This window comes from Bradyrhizobium hipponense, assembly GCF_008123965.1.
Lineage (GTDB): Bacteria > Pseudomonadota > Alphaproteobacteria > Rhizobiales > Xanthobacteraceae > Bradyrhizobium > Bradyrhizobium hipponense.
The window spans coordinates 38,803-52,982 of record NZ_VSTH01000137.1 but is presented as its reverse complement, the minus strand read 5'-3'; the positions used below and the strand labels follow the sequence as shown (position 1 = coordinate 52,982).

General features: G+C 66.1%; 15 protein-coding genes. 8 read left to right on the top strand and 7 right to left on the bottom strand.

All coding sequences use genetic code 11. The features are described 5' to 3' along the window. Positions 1-95 precede the first annotated feature (95 nt). Positions 96-563 carry a winged helix-turn-helix transcriptional regulator gene (locus tag FXV83_RS33165; RefSeq protein WP_148743765.1) on the bottom strand — a complete coding sequence of 156 codons (468 nt, stop codon included), beginning with the start codon at positions 561-563 and terminating at the stop codon, positions 96-98. Between the two features lie 122 nt (positions 564-685). Here FXV83_RS33165 and FXV83_RS33160 point away from each other — a divergent pair, with 122 nt between their 5' ends. Together FXV83_RS33160 and FXV83_RS33155 are read left to right on the top strand one after the other, a co-directional pair. Further along, positions 686-1,459, top strand: coding sequence for an SDR family oxidoreductase (locus FXV83_RS33160; RefSeq protein WP_187436326.1), 774 nt, complete (start codon positions 686-688; stop codon positions 1,457-1,459). 166 nt (positions 1,460-1,625) lie between these two features. Continuing rightward, complete coding sequence (locus tag FXV83_RS33155; protein ID WP_148743763.1) at positions 1,626-1,808, top strand: hypothetical protein; 183 nt, start codon at positions 1,626-1,628, stop codon at positions 1,806-1,808. Positions 1,809-1,880: 72 nt separating this feature from the next. Here the strand turns inward: FXV83_RS33155 and FXV83_RS33150 are convergent, their stop codons facing one another. Continuing rightward, positions 1,881-2,489, bottom strand: coding sequence for an FMN-dependent NADH-azoreductase (locus FXV83_RS33150; protein ID WP_148743762.1), 609 nt, complete (start codon positions 2,487-2,489; stop codon positions 1,881-1,883). An 83-nt stretch (positions 2,490-2,572) separates the two neighbouring features. Between FXV83_RS33150 and FXV83_RS33145 the strand changes: the two genes are divergently transcribed. Continuing rightward, on the top strand, positions 2,573-2,983 hold the full coding sequence (locus tag FXV83_RS33145; RefSeq protein ID WP_148743761.1) for a winged helix-turn-helix transcriptional regulator: 411 nt from the start codon (positions 2,573-2,575) through the stop codon (positions 2,981-2,983). Here FXV83_RS33145 and dprA read toward each other — a convergent pair. Next, entirely contained in the window at positions 2,980-4,098 is a 1,119-nt protein-coding gene (gene dprA / locus FXV83_RS33140) for a DNA-processing protein DprA (RefSeq protein WP_148743760.1), read from the bottom strand. The genes FXV83_RS33145 and dprA overlap by 4 nt on opposite strands. 117 nt (positions 4,099-4,215) lie before the next feature. Here dprA and FXV83_RS33135 point away from each other — a divergent pair, with 117 nt between their 5' ends. The 3 genes from FXV83_RS33135 (at position 4,216) to FXV83_RS33125 (ending at position 7,049) form a co-directional block, all read left to right on the top strand. Beyond that, positions 4,216-5,457: an amidase gene (locus FXV83_RS33135; RefSeq protein ID WP_148743759.1), complete on the top strand. Its 1,242-nt coding sequence runs from the start codon at positions 4,216-4,218 to the stop codon at positions 5,455-5,457. An 87-nt stretch (positions 5,458-5,544) separates the two neighbouring features. Then, entirely contained in the window at positions 5,545-6,402 is an 858-nt protein-coding gene (locus FXV83_RS33130; RefSeq protein ID WP_148743758.1) for an AraC family transcriptional regulator, read from the top strand. Between the two features lie 44 nt (positions 6,403-6,446). After that, on the top strand, positions 6,447-7,049 hold the full coding sequence (locus tag FXV83_RS33125; RefSeq protein ID WP_187436325.1) for a cupin domain-containing protein: 603 nt from the start codon (positions 6,447-6,449) through the stop codon (positions 7,047-7,049). 9 nt (positions 7,050-7,058) lie between these two features. Here the strand turns inward: FXV83_RS33125 and FXV83_RS33120 are convergent, their stop codons facing one another. From FXV83_RS33120 to FXV83_RS33105, 4 genes are all read right to left on the bottom strand, one after another. Next, on the bottom strand, positions 7,059-8,261 hold the full coding sequence (locus FXV83_RS33120) for a patatin-like phospholipase family protein (protein ID WP_148743756.1): 1,203 nt from the start codon (positions 8,259-8,261) through the stop codon (positions 7,059-7,061). A 147-nt stretch (positions 8,262-8,408) separates the two neighbouring features. Continuing rightward, positions 8,409-9,005, bottom strand: coding sequence for a glycerol-3-phosphate 1-O-acyltransferase PlsY (gene plsY / locus FXV83_RS33115; protein ID WP_148743770.1), 597 nt, complete (start codon positions 9,003-9,005; stop codon positions 8,409-8,411). A 242-nt stretch (positions 9,006-9,247) separates the two neighbouring features. Then, a complete protein-coding gene (locus FXV83_RS33110; protein ID WP_187436324.1) occupies positions 9,248-10,555 on the bottom strand; it encodes a dihydroorotase in 1,308 nt (435 codons plus the stop codon). Then, entirely contained in the window at positions 10,555-11,502 is a 948-nt protein-coding gene (locus FXV83_RS33105) for an aspartate carbamoyltransferase catalytic subunit (protein ID WP_148743755.1), read from the bottom strand. Before FXV83_RS33105 ends, FXV83_RS33110 begins: the two co-directional genes overlap by 1 nt. A gap of 124 nt (positions 11,503-11,626) precedes the next feature. Between FXV83_RS33105 and FXV83_RS33100 the strand changes: the two genes are divergently transcribed. Continuing rightward, entirely contained in the window at positions 11,627-12,385 is a 759-nt protein-coding gene (locus FXV83_RS33100; RefSeq protein WP_148743768.1) for a M15 family metallopeptidase, read from the top strand. Positions 12,386-12,423: 38 nt separating this feature from the next. Continuing rightward, a complete protein-coding gene (locus FXV83_RS33095; RefSeq protein ID WP_148743767.1) occupies positions 12,424-14,067 on the top strand; it encodes an acyl-CoA dehydrogenase family protein in 1,644 nt (547 codons plus the stop codon). Positions 14,068-14,180 lie beyond the last annotated feature (113 nt).

The following is a 14,180-nucleotide window of genomic DNA, read 5'->3' as shown; positions in this document are numbered from 1 at the left end:
CTAGCGAAGCGAAGCAATCCGGAGTCTTGCCGCGGAGGGATTCTGGATTGCTTCGCTACGCTCGCAATGACGGGTGTGGTGGCAGCCGTGCGCAGTCAGGCCGACCGGCGGCGTGGCGCCGGCCGCGGTTTCACCGTCGTGTCGGCCTGACTGAGCAACCGTCCGTTCTCGGCGCGCAGTTCCAGCTTGCGCACCGGACGGCCGTTTTTGCGATCGACCAGGATGGTCGCGATCTCCGCGGGGCGATCGTCAAATTCCTCGCTCCATTGCCGGAGCGCGACCAGGATCGGGAAGGTGCCGCGGCCCTTCGGGGTCAGCACATATTCCTGATAGGCGCTGCCGTCGGAGGCGGGAGCCGTCGCAAGAATGCCGTGGTCGACCAGGGCGCGCAGCCGCACTGTTAGAATGTTCTTCGCCATGCCTAGTTTGGTCTGAAACTCGCCGAACCGGCGCAGGCCGAACAGCGCCTCGCGGATGATCAGGAGCGACCACCAGTCGCCGATCGCCTCCAGCGAGCGCGCGATCGGACAGGCATCGCCCTCGAAGCTCGTTCGTTTCACCATCGTGTCGATCCCCTCGTGCGGCTGCCGGGCCCGGCAGCGATCACGCGCCTGTGTGGTTGCATAATAAAACCAATTGCCCTAGATGGCAACCTAGTTTAATGATGCAACTACTGGAGGCGAGCGTGAGACTGACGAACAAGACGGCACTGATCACTGGCGGCAATAGCGGCATTGGCCTCGCGACAGCAAAGCTGTTCGTGGCCGAGGGCGCCAAGGTGGTGATCACCGGGCGCAACAAGGAGACGCTCGAGGCCGCCGCGAAGGCTCTCGGGCCCAACGCACTCGCGGTGGCGGCGGACGCCACCGATATCGCCGCGACGGAAGCTGCGATCAAGCAGGGTGCCGAGAAGTTCGGCAAGTTCGACGTCGTGTTTGCCAATGCCGGAATCGCCGGCGGCACGCCGCTCGGCTCAGCCACGCTGGAGACCTTCGAGAAGGTCATCAGCACCAACCTGACCGGCGTGTTCTTCACCGTTCAGTCGGCGCTGCCCTATCTGAATGACAATTCCTCGATCATTCTCAACGGCTCCGTGATCTCCGTGCTCGGCATTCCCGGCTATTCGGCCTATGGCGCCGCCAAGGCCGGCGTACGGGCGATGGCGCGGATCATGGCCTCGGAACTGTCGCCGCGCGGAATCCGCGTCAATGTCGTCGCGCCCGGCGCGACCCGCACGCCGATCTGGGGGCCTGCGACCGCGACGCCCGAAGCCGAGAAGGCATTCGAAAAAAGGATCGCGCTGTCGACGCCGCTCGGCCGCATCGGTGAGACGGATCACGTTGCGAAAACCGTGCTGTTCCTCGCTTCGGACGATTCCGCGCACGTGCAGGGCCAGGAGATCTTCGTCGACGGCGGCGCGGTTGCATCGCCAGCCGGCGCGCCGATCTATCGCGGCTGATCAAATGAGATGAAAAGTTGAATCGGTTGGCGCGCGCAGAGCGGTTGCGCCAGCCGGTTCCCAGGTCTTGCGGGCTGTATTTTCGAAACCTTGCAGGGTGCGTTGAACCTTCGCGCGCGCTGCCAAGACCCTTTTACGGGCACGGGGGTCATAAGGGGAGCCCGTTATGCCAAAGGCAGCTCGCATTTTTTCATCGATTTCAGCACCGCGTATTTACACCGAACGATCCGCCATTCCGGCGAAGCGCTCCGGCACATCCGAGCTCGTGGCAGTGGCGTTGTTCTCCGGCATCGGCCTGTTCGTCTCGCTCATTGCCGTGATCCTGGGCATCCAGGGCGTCTGGTTTTAGCAAAGCCGAACACGGGCGCGTCCATCAGCCGCCGTGGGCAATCCAGCGGCGGCTGATGATGTGCGCGTGGCCTCAGGCTGCCTGGAGGCTGGTTGCCGCCTGCAGCGCGCCGGCGAGCGATTTCTCGCGATGGTCTGGACCGACCTGAATGCCGTCGGCGATGATGAATTCGGGATTCTGGATGCCCATGAAGCCGAATACGCCGCGCAGATAGCTTTCAAGGTGCTCGAGCGACGCGGCCGGCGTGCCCGCGCCGTAATAGCCGCCGCGCGAGATCGCCATGATCACGCGCTTGGCGCCGGCGAGGCCCTGCGGCCCGTTCGCGTCATATTTGAAGGTCTTTCCCGCCACCAGGACGCGGTCTATCCAGGCCTTGAGCTGGCTCGGAATGGTGAAATTGTACATGGGTGCGCCGAGCACCACGATGTCGGCGGCGAGGAACTCGTCCAGCACGGCCGCGCTCGCGGCAAGGTCGGGACCGAGTTCGGCCGGCGCCGGCGCACCTTGCGCCGCGGCGAGGTGGGATCCGGAGAGATGGGCGAGCGGGGTCTGGGTCAGATCGCGATAGACGATGTCGAGCGTCGGCGTCGCCTGCCGCAGCCGGTCGACGATGGCGGCGGATACCTGCCGGCTGACGGAGTGGGGGCCGAGCACGCTGGAGTCGATATGGAGGAGTTTCATTGTGGTCACCCATGGTATATGTTTGTAACCAGGACTACATGAGTGACTATCAAAAACCCCGCAAGAACGCACTTTTTTGAGCCATGGGCACATCTCTGAAACCTGCGCACATCGATTTGCCTGCCACGCAGATGCCGGATCCCAACCACGCCGACTGCCGCGGCGTCGCCTCGATCCTGTCGCGCGTCGGCGATAAATGGACCGTGTTCGTCATCATGATGCTGAGCGATGGGCCCAAGCGCTTCAACGAGCTCAAGCGCATGATCAACGGCATCTCGCAGCGGATGCTGACCCTGACGCTGCGCGGACTCGAGCGCGACGGCCTCGTCACGCGCACCATCTTCCCGACCATTCCGCCGCGCGTGGACTATGAGCTGACCGATCTCGGCCGCGGGCTCCAGCAGCCGGTGGTGGCGCTCGGGCAATGGGCGGTGGAGCACCAGCAGCAGATCGCCGCCGCGCGAGCACGGTTTGACGAGCGCAACGGCGGTTAAATCATCGAGACCAAGCCGCCGCCGTGGCGTTCGAGCCGGCCTGCAAGCTCGAGCTCCAGCAGCACCGTGCGCACGATCGCGGGCGAGGCGCCGGACATCCGCACGAGATCGTCGATGCCGATCGGCACCGGGCCGAGCAGGCCGGTGATCTGATCCCGGTCATGTCCTTGCGGGTCGCTCTCGAACGGCTCGCTGTCGGGCTCGCCTGCGGTGCGCATCGCCGGCCGCTCCATGATCGGCTGGACGGCGTTGATGATGTCGGCGGCCTCGGTGACGAGTGTCGCGCCCTGCTTGATCAGATCATTGGTGCCGGCGGCGCGCGGATCGAGCGGCGAGCCCGGCACCGCGAACACCTCGCGGCCCTGTTCGGCGGCCATGCGCGCTGTGATCAGCGAGCCCGAGCGGTGCGCCGCCTCCACCACGACCACACCGAGCGAGGCGCCGGAGATCAGGCGGTTGCGGCGAGGGAAATCGCGGGCACGCGGCTCGTGACCGAGCGGCATCTCGGAGATCGCGGCGCCGTTCTGGTCGAGGATCGCTGCGAGCAAATCGCCATGTTCGGGCGGATAGATGCAGTCATGGCCGCCGGCGAGCACGGCGATCGTGCCGCTCGCGACACTGGTGCGGTGCGCGGCCTGGTCGACGCCGCGGGCGAGGCCCGAAATGATCACGAAACCGGCCTTGCCAAGCTCGCGCGCGAGCAGGCCTGCGAACTTCAGCCCGGCGCCGGAGGCGTTGCGCGAGCCGACGATGGCGATCATCGACCGCATCAAGGTTTTTGTATCGCCGCGCACCGCGAGCAGCGGTGGCGCGTCGTCGATCATTGCCAGCCGCGCCGGATAGCCGTCCTCGCCGGGCGCGAGCCAGGCGATGCCGAGCTTTCGGCTCGCGGCGAGTTCGGCCGTCGCCTCGTCAGCACTCCAGATCCGCGCCGATCGCGCCGCGCCGCCGCGGCGTGCGAGATCCGGCAGCCGCTCCAGCGCAGCGCGCGCCGTGCCGAAATGATCGACCAGCGAGCGGAAGGTGCGCGGGCCGACATTGTCGGAGCGGATCAGCCGCAGGCGGTCGACCCGGTCGGCCTCGGTCAGCTCGATATTGGGATTGATGGCGTCCACACGGCGTCTCCTTGCAGGCACAGCATGGAACAACCTGAGGGCGTTGCGCAACAGCTCCGTGCGCTTGCGCGACCTCGGCGCGATGCTAAAAGCGATGCCAATAAGAAGGGTATTGCCATGATCTCACTCGCCGACCTCCAGCGCCGCATCGAGAGCGGCGAGCTTTCGCCCGATGCTGCGATTTCGCAATCGCTCGCGGCGATCGAGGCCAAAGAGAAGGACGTCCACGCTTTCGTCCGCCACGACAAATCCGCGAAGGCACAAGGCTCCCGTCCGCTGCGCGGCATCGCGGTCGGCATCAAGGACATCATCGACACCGCTGATTTCCCGACCGAGATGGGCTCGCAGATCTACCGCGGCTGGCAGCCGCGCTCGGACGCGCCTGTGGTGATGATGCTGAAGCGGGCAGGGGCCACCATCATCGGCAAGACCACGACCACGGCGTTTGCCTCGCGCGATCCGACGCCGACGCTCAATCCGCATAATCTTGGCCATACGCCGGGCGGCTCGTCCTCCGGTTCGGCGGCTGCCGTCGGCGCCGGCATGATCCCGCTGGCGCTGGGCACCCAGACCGGCGGCTCGGTGATCCGGCCCGCCGCCTATTGCGGGGCTGCCGCGATCAAGCCGTCGTTCCGGATGCTGCCGACTGTGGGCGTCAAATGCTATTCGTGGGCGCTCGACACGGTCGGGCTGTTCGGAGCCCGCGCGGAGGATCTCGCGCGCGGATTGCTGGCGATGACCGGTCGCACCGAGTTCTCCGGCATCGTCGCAGCAAGATCGCCGCGCATCGGTGTGGTCCGGCAGGAGTTCGCCGGCGCCGTCGAGCCTGCGGCTGAGCAGGGGCTGCAAGCCGCAATCAAGGCGGCCGAGCGCGCCGGCGCCAGCGTGCAGATCATCGATCTGCCCGAGGCGGTGCAGGAGGCCTGGCGCATCCACCCGATCGTCCAGGACTTCGAGGCGCATCGCGCGCTGGCCTGGGAATTTTCCGAGCATCACGACGAGATCGCACCGATGCTGCGGGCCAGCCTCGATGCGACGGTCGGCCTGACGCCGAAAGAATATGACGAGGCGCGCCGGATCAGCCGCCGCGGCCGCCGCGAACTCGGCGAGCTGTTCGAGGGCGTCGATGTGCTGCTGACTTATTCGGCGCCGGGCACCGCACCGGCCAAGGAGCTCGCCTCCACCGGCGACCCCCGCTACAACCGGCTGTGGACGCTGATGGGCAACCCTTGCGTCAACGTGCCGGTGCTGAAGGTCGATGGCCTGCCGATCGGCGTGCAGGTGATCGCGCGCTTCGGTAACGATCCGGGTGCACTTGCGGCGGCATGGTTCCTGGAGGATGCACTGGCGCGGGCCTGAGCTGTCCACGTAGCTCAACTTTATGTGAGCGCGGCGCGTGCAACCGCGCCGCGGCTGGGCCGACCAACTGAACTACCAACTGAACTCATGGCTCTCCCGGACAAACACATCAAGCGCAGTTCTCAATTCTTCAGTGCGGGCGAAGCGCTGGGCGATATCGTCGAGTCCTTCTGGGATGTCGAGCTCGACGACGCCGCGGCGGCCAGCGCACGGACGATCAAAGTGCTGCCGACGACGTCGCCGGTCCTGATCGTGCATTACCGCGCGCCGATGGCCTCGCAGCGCGGGGTCTACAAGCGTACCGTCAACGGCATGCACACGCGCGCCGCGGCGCTGAAGCCGAGTGGTCCGCTCGGCGCCGTGCTGGTGCGGCTGAAGGCAGACGCGGCGGACCGCGTGCTCGGCGTCAGGCCGGCGGAGCTTCTGGACGCGAGCGTCGAGATCTCGGACGTGTTTGGCGACAGAGCCTCGGCGTTACTTGAGGAACAGCTTGCCGAAGCTGCCGGCGCGGCTGTGCGCGTGACTTGCATGCGAAACTTCCTCCAGCAGAGGATGGAGCCGGCTCGCCTCGATTCGCTGGTTGTGCAAGCGATGCGAGCGATCAAGCAGAATCCGGCAATCTCCATGCGCAGGCTCGCCGATCGCCTCGATATCGGCGAGCGCAGCTTGCAGCGGCGGTTCAAGGCCGAGACCGGCGCGAGCGCAAAGCAGTTCGCGCGGATCGAACGGATGCAGCAGGCGATTTCCGCGCGCCGCGCCGGTGCCGACTGGGCCGATGTCGCGCACGCGAACGGCTTCACCGATCAGGCGCATCTCATCCGCGATTTCCGCACGCTCGCGGGCGCTTCGCCGGACGCATTCTGCCGGCGTGCCGCGACCGACAGCGTGCAAGCCTGGAACGCCGGGCTTGGGGTGTCGGATTTTTACAATACGTTCGTCGCCTAGGCCGCTACCAGCGCGTCTCCCTGGATTGCAAGGAGATGCAAAACATGCCGACCGAGATCGCCCGCGGCACGCGGCTGCGGAATGCCTTCAACAAGGAGACTTTTGTTTTCTCCGGACCGCTCGACCACGCCGACGTCGCGCGTTTCGGCGTGATCCTCGAAAAGGGCGGTTCGGGCGGCGGCAATGCGCTGGTGCACGTTCATCCCGGTGCGGATGAGCACTTTGCGGTCAAGTGCGGTCGCATCAAGGTCGTCGTCGACGGGCGCGAGCAGCTCGTCGAGGCGGGTGGCACCGCCGTCGTGCCTCGCGGCCGGCCGCATTTTTTTGCCAATGCCGGCGACGGAAATGCTGTGCTCGAGATCTCGTTCACCCCGGCGCAACAGCATCTGCGCTTCTTCGCCAATTTCGCCACGCTCGCCGTGAGGCAGCCCGCATGGTTCTCGAGCGCGGGCGATCCGAACTTCCTCCTGATCGCGCTCGTGCTGCACACCTACCGCGACCACCTCTATCTCGCGGGCGTGCCGATCTGGCTTCAGAAGCTGCTGTTCGCGGTGCTTGCGCCGGTGGCGCGTCTGCGCGGCTACCGGATGGCGATCCAGCCGCTGGGCGAGGCGCTTGCGCAGGCGGGGGCCGGTCTCGCCGCCTGAGTTGAAAACTCAGAGCAGCGCCGGTTCGGCGGCGGTCAGCGCGCATTGGGCCTCAGTGCCGACCGTGCCTTGCCCGAGCCAGCGTCCGGCGGCCTCGCGGCCGCTCCGGTGTAGCAGGCGGATGAAGCCGCGGCCAAGATCGGCCGAAGAGCGCTGCGCCAGGCCGTCGACCGAATCCTCCGCCGCGATCCTGGACAGCCGGAGCGCCGGTGCCGCGTTGGATTGCGCCCATTCGATCGCTGCGATCTCGGTATTGAGCGCGGCGTTCGCCGCGATCTGGTCGAGACGGCGGTCGATGGCGGCGAGCGTGATCGGCACGTAATTGTCGCGCGCCGGCGTGACCTGGATCAGCAACAAATCGGACGTCGTTGTTTCCTGCGCCAGCCGCAGCAGCGGCGGATTGCCGCCGAAGCCGCCGTCCCAATAGCCCTCGCCGTCGATCTCGACGGCGCAGTGAACCAAAGGCGGGCAGGTCGAAGCCAGCGCGACATCCGCGGAGATGGCCTCGTTGCGAAAGATCTGCTGTTGCCCGTCGCGGATTCGCGTCGCCGCGATCAGCAGCTTTGGGCACTTCGCATCGCAGAGCGCCGCAAAATTGATGTCGCGCGAGAGTGCCTGCCGCAGCGGATCGAGGTCGAACGGATCGAACTGGCCGGAGCGCAGCGTCGGCCCGAATGCGACCGAGCTTCCCGCCGGCGAAAATCCGCCGATCAGCATCAGCGAGCGGAACGAGGCCTCGTGCATGAGGCGGATCCAGAACCGGCTCAGCCGGGCGCGGGCACCTTCGCGGCCGCCTTCGGCGAAGCCGGACGCGAGCAGAAGCGCATTGATAGCGCCGGCGCTGGCGCCGCTGATGGTGTCGATCTCGATGGTAGGTTCTTCCAGCAGCCGCTCCAGCACACCCCAGGTGAAGGCGGCAAAGGTGCCGCCGCCCTGGAGCGCGAGCGACAACTTTCGCACCGGCCATTGCTCGGAACGGACTTGGCCGTGTGCGACAGGCGCGGGAGTTGTTACGACTAGGGCCGGGGCAGGGCCTTGCGCGACGGGATCTGGCGTCCGCGTTGGCGGCGAGACAGGGGGCGGCTCTGCGGCGGGAGGCGGCGAAGGAGCGCCCGACCAGATGTCCGTTGCGAAGAGCAGCCGGCTCGCCGCGGTGCGCGCAGCACCTTGCAAACCACTGTCATGATGCGCGCCGACAATCTTCTCGCTCATTCTGAGCAACCGCGTAAGGCCATCCCATTCGGGGATGACAGGCCTGGAATCCATTCGCCAATACAGCCGTGATTCGGCTGCAAGTTGCGAACGGGATTTGGCACATAATGCGGAAAGGGCGCGGCGATATCCGTACTTTTTTCCGGCTTATGCCCTCTCGCCGATCCGGCTTTCATTGCCCGATTGCAGCCGCTTGATGTTCTCGCGGTGCGCGTAGAACAGCAGCAGCGTCAGCACGGCGGCCAGCGCGGCCAGTGCGAGGTGACCGAACCACCACAGGAACAGCGGCGTGATGAAGGCCGCGACCAGCGCAGAGAGCGAGGAGTAGCGGGTGGTGAAGGCGGTCGCTAACCAGAGCAGGCAGAACACCAGCGCGCCGGGCCAGAACAGGCCGAGCAGGATGCCGATATAGACGGCGACACCCTTGCCGCCGCGAAACTTGAGCCAGACCGGGAAGAGATGACCGAGGAAGGCGCCCAGCCCGGCCAATATCGCGGCATTGGGGCCGGCGATGTAGCCGGCGATCACCACTGCCGCAGTGCCCTTGAGGGCATCGAATAGCAGGGTTGCCGCGGCAAGGCCCTTGCGTCCCGTGCGCAGCACGTTGGTGGCGCCGATACTCCCGGAGCCGATCGAGCGCAGATCCTGCGTGCCCGCCAGTTTTGTCAGGATCAGCCCAAACGGGATCGAGCCGAGCAGATAGCCGATGACGAACGCCACCGGCAGGAACATTTCAAGCCCCATCGCCGCACCTCCATGCTCGGCCTTCATGGTTCGAGACGCCCGCTTTGGCGGGCTCCTCACCATGAGGGTCTAAGATGTCGCCGAGAAGCAGAACCTCATCCTGAGGAGCGCGCTTCTTCGCGCGCGTCTCGAAGGATGGGCCACAGCGAAAACGCCGCGCCGGTTTCTTTCTGTAGGCGATTCCGCCGCAAGCGGGAGAGGTTACCTGCCGCCCGATCGCCTCAATACGAAGCCATTCCGCCTTAGACATGCTCAAACACCGTCCGCCCGCTGACGATGGTCCGCACCACGCGGCCTGTAAAGCGGGCTTCATCGAACGGCGTGTTCTTGCAGGGCGATTTGAGATCCGCGGGATCGAGGATCCAGGGCGTATCGGGATCGATCACGATAACATCCGCCGGGCTGCCGACGCGCAGGGTTCCCCCGGGCAGGCCCAGAATCTCGGCCGGCCGGGTCGACATCGCAGAGATCAGCGTCTTCAGCTCCAACTCGCCATTGTGTACCAGCCGCAAGCCCGCCGGCAGCATGGTCTCGAGCCCGACCGCGCCGGGGGCGGCTTCCGCGAACGGCAGGCGCTTGCCCTCTACGTCCTGCGGATTGTGGTCGGACATGATGACGTCGACGAGGCCGGAGGCGACGGCTGCGACCAAGGCGCGGCGGTCGTCCTCCGATCGCAGCGGGGGCGACAGCTTCAGGAAGGTCCGGTAGGGGCCGATGTCGTTCTCGTTCAGCGCGAGGTGGTTGATCGAGACCGAGGCGGTGACGGGGAGCCCGGCATCGCGGGCGCGTTTGAGGATGTCGAGCGAGTCGGTGCAGGACAGCGAGGCGGCGTGATAGCGGCCGCCGGTGAGCGCAACCAGGCGCATGTCGCGCTCCAGCATCACAGCCTCCGCCGCGTTCGGGATGCCCATCAGGCCAAGCCTGGTGGCGAACTCGCCCTCGTTCATGACGCCTTCGCCGACCAGCTTGGGGTCCTCGGTGTGATGCACGATCAGCGCGTCGAAATCGCGCGCGTAGGTCAGCGCCCAGCGCATCACCTGCGCGTTGGTGACGCTCCTGTCGCCGTCGCTGAAGGCGACCGCACCTGCGGCCTTTAACAGACCGAACTCGGTCATCTCCTCGCCGTGCATGCCCTTGGTGAGCGCCGCCATCGGCAGGATGTTGACGATGGCAGTGTCGCGGGCGCGGCGCATCACGAAGTCGACCGTTGCCGAATTGTCGATGACAGGCTCGGTCTCGGGCTGGCAGATGATGGTGGTGACGCCGCCGGTGGCCGCCGCCTGGCTCGCCGAGGCAAATGTCTCGCGATGGCTGAAGCCGGGCTCGCCGACAAAGGCGCGCATGTCGACCAAGCCGGGGGCCACGATCTTGCCGGAGCAGTTGACGATGTCGGTGCCTTCCGGGACGCCGGCCGCGCTGATGCCGCGGCGGGTCTCGCGGATGGTGCCGTCGGCGATCAGGACGTCGGCGATGCCGTCAAAATCCTTGGAGGGATCGACGACGCGGGCATTGGCAAGCAGGATGGGACGTCGGTCAATCAGCATGGCCATCACGCGTTCGGCAGGTTGCGGGCGAGCGCTTCGAGCACCGCCATGCGCACGGCGACCCCCATCTCCACCTGTTCGCGGATCAGGGACTGCGCGCCGTCGGCGACCGCCGTATCGATCTCGACGCCGCGGTTCATGGGGCCGGGATGCATCACCAGCGCGTCAGGCTTGGCGTAGGCGAGCTTCTTCTGGTCCAGCCCGAAATAATGGAAATATTCGGATGACGACGGCACGAAGGAGCCGTTCATGCGCTCGCGCTGGAGCCGCAGCATCATGACGATGTCGGCGCCCTCCAGCCCTGCGCGCATGTCGCGGGCGACCTCGACACCCATCCGCTCGAGCCCGGGAGGCAGCAGCGTAGAGGGGCCGACGACACGGACGCGGGCGCCCATGGTGTTAAGCAGGATGATGTTGGAGCGAGCGACGCGCGAATGCAGCACGTCGCCGCAGATTGCGACGACGAGGCCCTCGATGCGGCCCTTGTTACGGCGGATGGTGAGTGCATCCAGCAGCGCCTGCGTCGGATGCTCGTGCGCGCCGTCGCCGGCATTGATCACGGAACCGTCAACCTTGCGGGCCAGGAGTTCCACGGCGCCGGAGGCGTGATGCCGGACCACCAGGATATCCGGGTGCATGGCGTTCAGCGTGACCGCGGTGTCGATCAGCGTCTCGCCCTTTTTCATGGACGAGGAGGACACCGACATGTTCATGACGTCGGCGCCAAGGCGCTTGCCCGCAAGCTCGAACGAGGATTGGGTGCGGGTGGAGGCCTCGAAGAACAGGTTCACTTGCGTCCGTCCACGCAGGACGGTGCGCTTCTTGTCCACCTGGCGGTTGAGCTCGACATATTCTTCGGACAGGTCGAGCAGGCCGGTGATGTCGGCAGCGGAAAGGCCCTCGATGCCCAGCAAATGCCGGTGGCCGAGGACGAAGGTCGATTTCGATGTCATTAAAGCGAGAGCTATAGGCGGGGATGGCCGGGGGGGCAAGGGCCAAAGCCGGGGCGGTGAGTTATCCCCTGATCTGTCTTGCTTTCTCCGCCATGGCCGGGCTTGTCCGGGCGTGACGATCTGGATGGGTCTCGTGAAATCAATTCGAATTGCGATTGTATTGCTGACAACCGCTTCCGCCGCCCACGCCCAATCGCTCCCCGGCGGCTTCGTCTATTTGCGCGACGTCGACCCCAGCATCATCCAGGATATCCGCTATGCCACATCGAACAATTTCGTCGGCCGTCCGCTGAGCGGCTACGGCGCCGGCGAATGCGTGGTGACGCGGGAGGTGGGGATGCAGCTCAAGGCGGTGCAGCAGGAACTGGCGGCGCGGAACCTGTCGCTGAAAATGTTCGACTGCTACCGGCCGGCGCGGGCGTCGCGCGACATGATCGCGTGGTCGCAGAACGGCCGCGAGACCGCCGCCGAGCGGCGCTACAATCCAAAAATTCGTAAGACCGAGCTGTTTCGCCTCGGCTACATCGCGAGCCGCTCGCAGCATTCCACCGGTGCCGCGCTCGACCTGACCCTGGTCGATCTCAAGGCCGACAATTCCGCCAGATACGATCCAGCGAAAGCCTATGGGGACTGTACGGCGCCGGTCGAGGCGCGGGCGCCGGAAGGCAGCGTCGACATGGGCACGGGCTATGACTGTACCGATGCGAAAGGGCATACCTCGGCACCGTCGATCACGCCGGACCAACGCGCCTGGCGCAGGCGGCTGGTCGCTGCAATGGCCAAGCAAGGCTTTGTGAACTATTCGAAGGAGTGGTGGCATTTTTCCCTGCCGGGGGCGGGCGGAGCGGCCTATGATTTCCCGATCCCGCCGCGCCGGAACTGATTCCGCGCCGAGGAAACAACATGATCCAGCCCAGCTTCATGATCCAGCCCAGCTTCGCAACCCACGAGGTTTTCAACCAGTCGCCGCCGTTCGAGGACGTTGACCTGTTCGCTCTGGATCGGCCGCTGGTCGAGGCGGTGAAGGCCAATGGCGGCGCGGCGGCGGAACCGGAGCTGTCCGACTTCGGGAAGCATTGGGGCTCGGCCGCGATGGCCGAGCGCGGTCGTCTGGCGAACGAGAACACGCCGAAGCTGCGGACCTTCGACTCCAAGGGTAACCGCCGCGATCAGGTCGAGTTTCATCCGGCCTATCACGAACTGATGGCGCACAGCGCCCATGCCGGCGTGCACAATTCGACCTGGAGCGCCGACGGCAAGCCGGCGGGCGATGCCGCCGAGGTCATTCGCGCGGCCAAATTCTACATCGCCGCGCAGGTCGAGACCGGTCATCTTTGTCCCATCACCATGACGCGCGCCGCTGTCGCGGCGCTGGCGATGCAGCCAGACCTGCTCGCGCGCGTGATGCCGGTGCTGTCGACCAGGAGCTACGACCCCAACTTTGCGCCCTGGTGGGACAAGCGCGGCATGACGCTCGGCATGGGCATGACCGAGAAGCAGGGCGGCACTGACGTGCGCGCCAACATGACGCGGGCGGTGCGCGATGGGAATGCCTATCGCATCACCGGACACAAATGGTTCATGTCGGCGCCGATGTGCGATGCGTTCCTGGTGCTGGCGCAGGCCGAGCAGGGGCTGACCTGCTTCTTCATGCCGCGCTTCGCGCCGGATGGTTCGGTCAACGCGATCCAGTTCCAGCGGCTGAAGGACAAGCTCGGCAATCGCTCCAATGCCTCATCGGAGGTCGAGTTCGTCGGCGCTTATGCCGAACGTGTCGGCGAGGAAGGCAAGGGCATCCGCACCATCATCCAGATGGTGCAGCTGACGCGGCAGGATTGCGCGATTGCCTCCAGCGGCCTGATGCGCTCGGGGCTTGCGCACGCGCTGCATCACGCCCGTCACCGCAGCGTGTTCCAGAAACACCTTGCCGACCAGCCCTTGATGCAAGCGGTGCTGTCGGACATGGCGCTGCACGTCGAGGCGAGCGTCGCGCTGGTGATGCGGCTCTGCCGCGCCTTCGACCAAACGCCGCACGATGCGACGGAGGCCGCCTACATGCGGCTGCTGACGCCTGCGATCAAATACTGGACCTGCAAAAGCGCGCCGGCATTCCTTTACGAGGCAATGGAATGCCTCGGCGGCAACGGCTATGTCGAGGACGGCATCTTGGCGCGCCACTTCCGGGAGTCTCCGGTCAACGCGATCTGGGAAGGCTCCGGCAACGTCATGTGCCTCGACGTGCTCCGTGCGCTGGCGCGCGAGCCGGATGCGGCGATGGCGGTGCTGCAATCGCTTGCGACCGAGACGAACGGCTTGCCCGGCGCGGGCGATGCCGCCGCGTTCATCGGCCAGAGCTTCCGTCGCGTCGACGGCGAGCGCGTCGCGCGGCTAGCGGTCGAGAAGCTGGCCCTGCTTGCGGCAGCCGCCGCGCTCAACGGCGTGTCGCCCGGCCATGCCGAGCTGTTCGCCGCCACGCGGCTTGGCGCCAACCACGCCGCCATGTATGGCGCGGTGGAGCTGGAGAGCGGTGAGATGCGTGCACTGCTGGAGCGGGCGCTGCCTTGATCGGGGTGTACTCTCACCACTCGTCGTGGCCGGGCTTGACCCGGCCATCCACGTCTTGCCGCGCGGCACGAAGAACGTGGATGCCCGGGCCTTCGCCTCGCCGAAGCGGCTTC

Bases quoted from the DNA above. Each gene is read 5' to 3' on its own strand.
- FXV83_RS33165 (WP_148743765.1), bottom strand. From the start codon at position 563: ATGGTGAAACGAACGAGCTTCGAGGGCGATGCCTGTCCGATCGCGCGC.
- FXV83_RS33155 (WP_148743763.1), top strand. From the start codon at position 1,626: ATGCCAAAGGCAGCTCGCATTTTTTCATCGATTTCAGCACCGCGTATT.
- FXV83_RS33150 (WP_148743762.1), bottom strand. From the start codon at position 2,489: ATGAAACTCCTCCATATCGACTCCAGCGTGCTCGGCCCCCACTCCGTC.
- FXV83_RS33145 (WP_148743761.1), top strand. From the start codon at position 2,573: ATGGGCACATCTCTGAAACCTGCGCACATCGATTTGCCTGCCACGCAG.
- FXV83_RS33135 (WP_148743759.1), top strand. From the start codon at position 4,216: ATGATCTCACTCGCCGACCTCCAGCGCCGCATCGAGAGCGGCGAGCTT.
- FXV83_RS33130 (WP_148743758.1), top strand. From the start codon at position 5,545: ATGGCTCTCCCGGACAAACACATCAAGCGCAGTTCTCAATTCTTCAGT.
- FXV83_RS33125 (WP_187436325.1), top strand. From the start codon at position 6,447: ATGCCGACCGAGATCGCCCGCGGCACGCGGCTGCGGAATGCCTTCAAC.
- FXV83_RS33120 (WP_148743756.1), bottom strand. From the start codon at position 8,261: ATGAGCGAGAAGATTGTCGGCGCGCATCATGACAGTGGTTTGCAAGGT.
- plsY (WP_148743770.1), bottom strand. From the start codon at position 9,005: ATGGGGCTTGAAATGTTCCTGCCGGTGGCGTTCGTCATCGGCTATCTG.
- FXV83_RS33110 (WP_187436324.1), bottom strand. From the start codon at position 10,555: ATGGCCATGCTGATTGACCGACGTCCCATCCTGCTTGCCAATGCCCGC.
- FXV83_RS33105 (WP_148743755.1), bottom strand. From the start codon at position 11,502: ATGACATCGAAATCGACCTTCGTCCTCGGCCACCGGCATTTGCTGGGC.
- FXV83_RS33100 (WP_148743768.1), top strand. From the start codon at position 11,627: ATGGGTCTCGTGAAATCAATTCGAATTGCGATTGTATTGCTGACAACC.
- FXV83_RS33095 (WP_148743767.1), top strand. From the start codon at position 12,424: ATGATCCAGCCCAGCTTCGCAACCCACGAGGTTTTCAACCAGTCGCCG.